The 9,123-nt window shown below is 37.4% G+C and carries 6 protein-coding genes and 2 tRNA genes; 3 read left to right on the top strand and 5 right to left on the bottom strand.

The window, feature by feature from the left end; all coding sequences use genetic code 11:
- The first annotated feature begins 330 nt into the window (after positions 1–330).
- Complete coding sequence (gene sucC / locus QME58_13390) at positions 331–1,494, top strand: ADP-forming succinate--CoA ligase subunit beta (GenBank protein MDI6804808.1); 1,164 nt, start codon at positions 331–333, stop codon at positions 1,492–1,494.
- 92 nt (positions 1,495–1,586) lie between these two features.
- Here sucC and QME58_13385 read toward each other — a convergent pair whose 3' ends face one another.
- From QME58_13385 to QME58_13375, 3 genes are all read right to left on the bottom strand, one after another.
- A complete protein-coding gene (locus QME58_13385) occupies positions 1,587–2,060 on the bottom strand; it encodes a YbaK/EbsC family protein (protein MDI6804807.1) in 474 nt (157 codons plus the stop codon).
- Positions 2,061–2,169: 109 nt separating this feature from the next.
- The gene (locus QME58_13380; protein ID MDI6804806.1) at positions 2,170–3,672 is read right to left on the bottom strand and encodes a FlgD immunoglobulin-like domain containing protein; all 1,503 of its coding nucleotides are present in this window, start codon (positions 3,670–3,672) and stop codon (positions 2,170–2,172) included.
- A 126-nt stretch (positions 3,673–3,798) separates the two neighbouring features.
- Positions 3,799–4,905, bottom strand: coding sequence for a glycosyltransferase (locus tag QME58_13375; protein MDI6804805.1), 1,107 nt, complete (start codon positions 4,903–4,905; stop codon positions 3,799–3,801).
- A gap of 103 nt (positions 4,906–5,008) precedes the next feature.
- On the opposite strand from QME58_13375, the gene QME58_13370 reads away from it, so the two are divergent.
- Both QME58_13370 and QME58_13365 read left to right on the top strand, forming a co-directional pair.
- Positions 5,009–5,914: an alpha/beta hydrolase gene (locus tag QME58_13370; protein MDI6804804.1), complete on the top strand. Its 906-nt coding sequence runs from the start codon at positions 5,009–5,011 to the stop codon at positions 5,912–5,914.
- Positions 5,914–8,211, top strand: coding sequence for a M28 family metallopeptidase (locus tag QME58_13365; GenBank protein ID MDI6804803.1), 2,298 nt, complete (start codon positions 5,914–5,916; stop codon positions 8,209–8,211). The genes QME58_13370 and QME58_13365 overlap by 1 nt, the downstream gene beginning before the upstream one ends.
- 288 nt (positions 8,212–8,499) lie before the next feature.
- Here the strand turns inward: QME58_13365 and QME58_13360 are convergent.
- A tRNA-Leu gene (locus tag QME58_13360) sits at positions 8,500–8,583 on the bottom strand.
- A gap of 45 nt (positions 8,584–8,628) precedes the next feature.
- Positions 8,629–8,702 (bottom strand) — tRNA-Arg (locus tag QME58_13355).
- Positions 8,703–9,123 lie beyond the last annotated feature (421 nt).

Genomic DNA, 9,123 nt, shown 5'->3' with positions numbered 1-9,123 from the left:
TGTACGATATTTTAGGAAGAGAGTTTGCAACACTCATCGATGAATTCCAGAAAGCTGGTTATAAGTCGGTTCATTTTGATGCAACTAATCTAACGAGTGGTGTTTACATTTACAGGATTCAAGCTGGTAAATTCCACGAAGTTAAGAAAATGATTCTGATGAGGTAAGCATTGTAATATTTAGTAAGCAATAAGTTGTTGAAAAGCCCCGAGCAATTTTACTTGGGGCTTTTTTGGGGGATGTTTGCTTGCCTATTCTTATTAATTCAATTGCAATTCAACATCAATTAATTTATATTTCAACCGTTTAATTATTTTTAAAAGGAAATCTATGAAAATTCATGAATATCAAGGTAAAGATATATTAAAAAAATTTAATGTTCCAACTCCCAAAGGTGGTGTGGCATTTACAGTTGATGAAGCCGTTAAAGTTGCAGAAAGCATCGGAGGCAATGTTTGGGTTGTGAAAGCACAGATACATGCAGGCGGACGGGGTAAAGGTGGAGGAGTTAAAGTAGCAAAGAGTATCGAAGAAGTTCGCGCCCTCGCATCTCAAATATTAGGTATGCAGCTCGTTACACATCAAACAAGTGCTGAAGGTAGATTAGTTAAACAGCTATTGATTGAACAAGGGATAAGTATCGCAAGGGAATTATATGTTGGCGTTACGCTCGATCGTGCTCGCTCGCAAAACGTCGTGATGGCTTCAACCGAAGGGGGCGTTGAAATCGAGAAAGTTGCTGAAGAAACTCCCGGACTTATTTTTAAAGAGTGGGTTGACCCGACAATCGGCTTCGGCGAATTTCAAGCCCGTAAATTAGCATTTGCACTTAAATTAGAAGGCGACGCTTTTAAAAACAGTGTAAAATTTTTGCTCGCCCTTTATAAAGCTTACGAAGATACTGACGCATCGCTCGCTGAAATTAATCCCCTCGTCATTACCACCGACGGAAAAGTTTTAGCTTTAGATGCCAAAATGAACTTCGATGATAATGCAATTTTCAGACATCCCGAACTTCTCGAAATGCGAGACTTCAATGAAGAAGAGCCGCTCGAAATCGAAGCTTCAAAATACAATCTCAACTACATCAAGCTTGATGGAAATGTTGGATGTATGGTGAACGGCGCCGGACTAGCAATGGCAACTATGGATATTATAAAACTTGCAGGAGGTGAACCTGCAAACTTTTTGGATGTTGGGGGCGGAGCTAATGCCGAAACCGTCGAGAACGGTTTTAAAATTATTTTAGCCGATAAAAATGTAAAAGCAGTTTTGATTAATATTTTCGGTGGAATAGTTCGCTGCGATCGTGTTGCTACCGGCGTTGTTGAAGCCGCAAAAAAAGTGAAAGTTGCAGTCCCGATAGTCATCCGACTTGCAGGCACGAATGCAGAGGAGGCTGCTATTATTTTGCAAAATTCGGGTTTGAATTTCTCTGTCGCACAAAGCTTGCGTGAAGCGGCTGAAAAAGTTACAAAGGCGATTAGCAGTTGAAATCCACTATTCTGATACTAAACAGAACGGCTCACTCGCACATCGCGATTGAGCCGTTTCGATTTAAAAAACGTAAAACGTTTTAAAACGTTCTAAATTGGAATTTCCGATATATCTCCTACAATCGGATTAGTAAATTTCTCATAATCTTGATACGTCATTTTTACACACTCAGTGTGCGAGCCGGCATTAAAAATTATATCTTCCTTTTCGGCAAGCTGCCATGCGACGACTACAGGCATATTGTATAAATTTCCGAGTGCCGGCTCGGCGCCCAATTCTGAGTCAGGAAAAAGCGTGCGCAAATCGTCTTCTCTTGCAAGATGAACATCCGCTGCTTTTAGGACATCTTTTAATTTTGATAAATTGACTTTGTGCGGAGCCGGAACTACGACCATTTTATACTTCCCATCAACTACGGCAATGACTGCTTTTGCACAAACTTTGCCTGAGGTATGTAAAGAATGAGCTACTTCTTGAGCAGTGTAAGCTTTTGGATGAGGTAAAACCTCGTAACGAACATTTTGCTGTTTTAGTAACGACAGCAGTTTTTCAGAAACCGACATAACTCCTCCTCAAAAATTGTTTAATATTAGTTAATTAAATTTATTTGACCGAAAAATACTATGTCTACAGTTAGAATATATAAAAGGAATACTATAATTCCAAACGAAATTATTTTAACAAAATCATGCTTCTATTTCGAAAATAGATACCCGAACTCAAACGGTAATAATAAACCCCTGATGGTAACGGAATGCCGCTTTCATTTTTACCATCCCAATAAAATTGATATTCACCCGCAGAAGCGTACATTTCTGAAAAAACTTTTACGCGAATACCTAATAGGTTAAATATTTCGAGATTCACATTTATTGGTTTATCAATTGAATACGGGATACTAGTGCCATAATTAAACGGATTCGGGTAATTTTGGTTAAGTTTAAAAATTTCCGGAGTATTATCATCTTCAACTCCCCACGCAGTTATTGTTAGATAAGAACCAGCCAACTGCCATCTTCCGCTTTCATTCGTTTGCCAAACAACCCAGACATTAAAAGGTTGGGGCCAGGTTTGTTCATCAAGAACGCCACACGAGACCGCCGGATTTTTATCTAATCCATTTGTATTAAAAATTTCATCCTCATACATAAACAAACATTTCGCACGTATTTGATCATTAGAGTTGGATGAGTCCTCAAATGCAAGAACATCGAAATAAAAATTATGCTTTGCTTCCTTCCAGATTATAGGTATAAATATGCTTGAGGCGTTTTTATTATGTGTTAATGGAGCTTGACTTAGATTTGATTCAACACTCCACCGAAGTGTATCAAAATTAAAATCTGAACTCCTTCCGTAAACTTCGATATCTGTTTCCCCTCTTTGGTCCCAAGTCACTTGGATGTTACCAAAATTATCAAAAATCTTTGTTATTGAAAGATTACTTTTATCATCAATAGTTTTGAATAGCTTTGGAACACTCCAAATGTTGTTTTTAAAAATTGAATAAAGAATTTGAACACTGTCTCCTAACTTCTTATCCCAAAACACAACCGATGGTTCCCAAGAGCTCGAAGATATTTTTGGACTCGAATTGAAATTTGAATCGGAAACATTTATTGCGTCACTCCATCGGTTATTTAAAAAGAGACTTGATTTTATAAGTCCATTGGATTCCCAACTAACTATGAATGTCGTTCCATAGACGCCTACACTTGGATTAATATCATCCATCGGCTCCGTTGTAATCGGATTTGGTGTTGACCAAGTTACTCCATTGCCTAAACTGTAATATATATTATTATTCCCGTTGCGGTTGGATTGCCACACTATCATAATTTTATCGTCTGTTGGATATACGAGGCGACGAGCGATCGAAGGTGATGTGTTTACAAAACTATCCGATGTTATATATGTTACATTATCGTCCCATTTTTTTCCATACTCAACCGTCTTTTTCACGCAAATATTGCTGCCAACACTATCTTTTCTTGTAAACACCAAATAATCAACCGTAGATGATGGTCCATATATTGGAAGGTAGGATGCAAACACCGGCATTTCATGGTCAAATTTTTCAGATGTTATTTGAATAATATCCGACCACTGGGCAAAAAGCGATGAAGACAAAATACTTAAAAGTAAAACAACTAAGTTTACACATCTACTAAACATATAAACCTCCTTTTGTTAAAAAAATATACAAACTTTTTACTTGACTTCAAATCTGTAAGTCGACGAGTTTCGTCGACCTACAAACCAACAACATACGACCTAATTTGTGTGTTTATTCTTTAATAATTACTGTTGTTTGCTCAACACCTTTTCAGTGTATGTTTGAATTTTTTCTTTAAATATTTTCCTGTCAAACTCAAGAGCATGTCGATGTATTTCTTCTGCATTGAACTTTTTTGTATCAAATCTTTTCGCTGCATCAATTAAGCTTTCCTTACATTGATGTTGAAAGAAAATTCCCGTTCGATTTTCAACCACCGTCTCAAGCGTCCCACCTTTTGCATAAGCAATAACCGGTTTGCCCGATGCCATCGCTTCAAGAGGAACGATTCCGAAATCTTCCTCGCCCGGGAAAATTAGTGCACGACATTTAGAATAGTAATCGGCAATTACACCATCACTCGCCCAGCCCTGAAATTCGATATTGGGCATTGCTGATTTTTTCAGCTTCTCCAACTCACTCCCAACTCCTACGATTACTAACTTCTCCCCTATTTCATTGAACGCATCCACAGCAATATCAATTCTTTTATAAGGAACAAGTGCCGATACAATCAAAAAATATTCCCCTTCGTTTTGCGAAATTTTAAAACGCGAAGTTTCAACAGGCGGATATATTACTTCCGATTCGCGATTGTATATCCGTAAAATGCGTTCCTGTACATTCTTTGAATTCGCGATAAAGTAATTCACGCGGCTACTCGATTTCACATCCCATTGTTGTAAATATCTTCTAAACAAACCCATCGCCGTTCGCGTTGCTAAACCCGATTGTGTTTTACTAAAATAATTCTCGTATTGGTCCCAGATATAACGCATCGGAGTATGGCAATAACAAATGTGTATCGCGTTTTTTCTAACTCTCACTCCTTTTGCAACAGCATGACTGCTTGATATAATAAGATCATATTCATTCATGTCGAATCTTTCTATTGCAAACGGCATAAGCGGAAGATAATACTGATAGCGGCTCATACTATTCGGTAAATGCTGAATGATAGATGTTCGGATTTTCATATTCTCGATTGTTGGCGAAACACTCCCTTTGTTATGCAGTAGAGTAAATAGAGTTGCATCCGGAAACATCTCGCACAAAACTTCCAAAACTTTTTCACCGCCTCGCATTCCTGTGAGCCAATCATGAACAAGAGCTATTTTTATATTACTTTCCATAATTCCACAAAAAATATACAAAGAATCGTTTGAGTTTCAAAGCTCTTGAGTTTATCCAAAACCGTGTGTATATTAATCTCGGTAAAAATATATAAATAATATAATGACTCTACTTGTTGGTTTGCTAATAATTTTATTTGCTTTTTTGTTGACCGTAACTATTACTTTATTGATTATTGGTCCGACTATTCTATTACAACCTGCACGGCGCAAAGCTGATTTTTATAAAAAATTAAAACATCCGATTTCTCCGGAAGAACTCGATTTGGATTACGAAGAAATAAATGTAATAACAAATGATGGAATTAAACTTAACAGTTGGCTCATCAAATCCGCTTCTCAATCGAGGGGGACAATAATTTACCTGCACGGTGTTGGCGATTGTAAGGTTGCCGGTATTCCATTTGCAAAATTTTTTAGAGATAACGGTTTCAATGTATTTATTTACGATTCACGACGGCACGGCGAAAGCGGTGGCGACTACTGCACTTACGGGTTTTACGAAAAGTACGATTTGATTAAGGTAATTGAATATCTTGAATCGAGAAAAGATTTGAATACCCACGATATTGGTTTGTTCGGTTCTTCGATGGGGGCGGCGGTTGCAATTCAAACCGCAGCGATTGATAAAAGAATAAAAGCTGTTGTCGCGGAAAACTCATTTTCCACACTCCGAAAAATTTTCGACGACTACCAAAAGCGAATTGTAAAAATACCATTTCATTACCTGCGTAACTTTGTAATTAAACGAGCCGAGGTTATGGCAAATTTCAAAGCTCGCGAAGTTTCGCCACTCCAATCAATCGCCGATGTTCACATCCCGATTTTATTCGTCTATGCAAAATTAGATAAGCACATCGACTACAAGTATTCGATACAATTATACGAAAACACAGACGAACCGAAAGAGTTATTTCCGATAGAGAACGCTACCCACAACGATACATGGGAACTCGGCGGTAAAATTTACCACGACAAATTGTTGAATTACTTCGGGAGAAATTTATAATGAAAATATTTCTTATTTTATTTTGGTTAGTTTCATCTGTAAGTTTAAATGCACAAACCGAATTTTCACAAGAGAGTGCAGAAAAATATTTAAGAGTTTTGGCTGTAGATATCGGTCCACGTCCGATGGGCTCACCCGCAGAACAAAAAGCACTGAAATTTGCAGTCGAAAAATTCAAGTCTTTCGGTTGCGATACCACCTACATTATGCCAATGGCTTACACAGCCAGAGTGAACACGAATAGTGGAATTGCTGTCGGTATTAAAAAGGGAGTTACAAATAGAATCATAGTAATCGGCGGACACATCGATTCAGCGGGTCCTGAAATTCCTGGTGCTAACGATAATGGTTCAGGCTCGGCTGTGGTTTTAGAAGTCGCGAGAGTTTTAGCAAAACACGATTTGCAATCAACAATTGTGTTTGCACTATTCGGCGGCGAAGAACAAGGAATTGAAGGTTCAAAATATTTCGTCGATTTCTTTCCCGAAATAGACAGTGTCGTGTTAATGCTCAATGTTGATATGGCAAACGGATTGGGATTGATTAATATCGATCCGCACACAAAACGTTACAATGCACCGCGATGGTTAGTGGGAGCTGCTGTGGAAGAATTTAAAAAATTAGGCTACGATAATCTGACTTATTCTACCCATGCACAAGCTTTGAACTTGCCACTTAACTCTGACCACAAATCATTTCTTGACAGGGGAATTCCTGCAATAGGATTCACCACAGATATTAATACACCAATTCACACACCACAGGATAATATCAATAATTTCGACCCGCGAGGATTAAAACGTTCGGGCGATTTGGTTTTAAAACTAGTTGAACGATTCGACAATGGAGTTCCTCAAGTCCAAACAGAAAGATATTGGTTTTATCTTTTAGGAACGGTTCCAATTTTTCTGCCGGTTTGGGCTTTATATATTTTTATCGGGTTTTCTGTTTTGGTGGGAATCATTAGTTTTATAATCGCTCGCAACCGGCGACTTATTATTACCCAGTCTCCAATCCTCGACAGCGTTACCAACAAACCACTTCCAACTGTTCGGAAATGGTCGGGAATAAAAATGCTCTTGTTTGTATTTATCCCTGTTGTTTTTGCCTGGTTTGCCATCGATATAATCGGATGGATAAAATCGGTTAGATATCCTTGGTTTTCCGATATCAATCCATATCTTTTCTATTCTTTTGTATTCGGCGGTGTTGGTTTATGGGTATCTTTACAGATCGAAAAGAAATTGCGTTTATCAAAATGTCCGTATGTATTCTACAAGCGTTCATCGGTTCTTCTATTAATTTTTATAATCGCTTTAAGTTTTGTCAGCCCGCGAATAGCAATATATCCGGCAGCATCATTGTTGCTGATTGCTTTAGCTTCGGCATTTCGTATTCAATTTTTAAAGATTATCTTTTTTGTACTTTCACCATTGCCTCTGTTCCGATACATATTTAATGAGTGGTATCCATTTATAGCAAGATTGTTTGCCATAAGTGATGTTGAAGTTCCGGGTCTGGATGGATATTTAGTTTTTAGTGTCGCAATGATAGTTTTCTTTTCGCTTCTAACTATCCCTTTTTTATTTGCATTTGCGACTGTGTATCGTGAAACTCCGTTTCTGAAAACTGTCCTTGATAAATTCAGAACCGTGAAGATGTTGGTTTTAACAATCATCACTTTAGTAATAGGTTCGATTTATTTGTACACACAAACTTCGTACAGCGAGGAATGGTTCATAACTGTAAACGTTCAACAGACATTTGATTTAGATGAACGGCTGTTCACCACTAACTTAAAAAGTTTTGAATATTTAGACAGTATAAAAATAAAATATTCAAATAAAGACACCCTTTTGTTAGGAAAAAATACTTCGATAGATTTTGAGACAACACCTCTATTTCCACTCGATACAACTAAATACAGAATTCTCAGAACTGTTAAACAAACAAAGTCGGGTGATACTACATACTTCGATAACAATTTAACACTGATATCCAAAGTGCGACCGTATAAGGTTGAATTGGATTTGTATGGTGGGAAAAATCTTATAAGTAGTTTACAAACAGATTATAAATTTGTTGGAAGAAATGAAACTGCAAAAATAAAATTTTACTCATTTCCTGATGTGCCTTTAAAGATTCCGTTCAAGTTTTACATCGTCGGAAACGATACTATTTATGAAGAGATAAAAATTACCTACTCTGATTTATTATATTCGATGGAATTTGAAAGGGAGAAGACGAATTTTATAAAGAGGACAGAAATAAAACAGAGTTGGAAGTATAGTAAATGAGGATTTTATATTTTAGGTTTGAATTTCAATCCATCCCGCTTTAAAACGTTTTATGTTCTTAAGCGGGATCCTCAAAATTTCTTATAAGTTAGCTGTACGGAATTAGAGGCTGTCTAAAAAGTCTTTGTGTGCCTAAGTGTTCTTAGTACCTTAGTGTTGATGCTCTTATTTTTGAATCATAATCAAAGGATTCTTACCACTAAGAAATATTTACTTTTTAGACAGCCTCCCGCAAAATAACACATAACTTAACTTCGTTTCACTTGTTAAGTTATGTTATTTTGGGAGTGCCGGAGGCGGGACTTGAACCCGCATGACCTTTCGGACGCCGCGCCCTGAACACGGTGTGTCTGCCAATTCCACCACTCCGGCTTATAAGAAACGGAGACCTTCAATAAGATTGTCTCCGTTTATTTGTAGGCCCGACGTGAATCGAACACGTAACCCTCAGCTTAGAAGGCTGATGCTCTATCCGATTGAGCTACGGGCCCAGATAATTTTAATTCTATATTTTTATTTAAGTACTTTCTGCCAGTTGAGCTCTTGAAAAATTTTTCTCTAGCTCTACCTTCGTTAATAAGGCTGTTGCTCCCCGCCCGAACGACCGATATTTAGTCTTAAGTCCGTTCGGTCGGGCAGGTATCCAGTTGAGCCCCGCCTGCGGCGGGATTCTCAAAATTTCTTATAAGTTACCTACATTACATTTGCTAACTTATGTAATTTTGGAGCTACGGGCCCATTTTAATTGTCAATTTTCAATTGTTGGTTGTTGATTGATCATTGATTTCGTTTGAAAGATAATAAAGATTGCAGAATTTTCCAAAGATTCATCATTTCTTGTAATTTTCATAAATTTTCATTAAACCCAGATTGTTCAATAGGCTATAAATTTCTAATGACCGCCATTAGGGA

It is taken from the genome of Bacteroidota bacterium (genome assembly GCA_030017895.1).
Taxonomy (GTDB): Bacteria; Bacteroidota; Ignavibacteria; order UBA10030; family BY39; genus JASEGV01.
Note: the sequence above shows the minus strand (reverse complement) of the source record. Positions and strands in the feature narration are given on the sequence as shown.

Coding starts and splice junctions, on each gene's coding strand:
- QME58_13365 (MDI6804803.1), top strand. CDS start 5,914: ATGAAAATATTTCTTATTTTATTTTGGTTAGTTTCATCTGTAAGTTTA.
- QME58_13375 (MDI6804805.1), bottom strand. CDS start 4,905: ATGGAAAGTAATATAAAAATAGCTCTTGTTCATGATTGGCTCACAGGA.
- QME58_13385 (MDI6804807.1), bottom strand. CDS start 2,060: ATGTCGGTTTCTGAAAAACTGCTGTCGTTACTAAAACAGCAAAATGTT.
- sucC (MDI6804808.1), top strand. CDS start 331: ATGAAAATTCATGAATATCAAGGTAAAGATATATTAAAAAAATTTAAT.
- QME58_13370 (MDI6804804.1), top strand. CDS start 5,009: ATGACTCTACTTGTTGGTTTGCTAATAATTTTATTTGCTTTTTTGTTG.
- QME58_13380 (MDI6804806.1), bottom strand. CDS start 3,672: ATGTTTAGTAGATGTGTAAACTTAGTTGTTTTACTTTTAAGTATTTTG.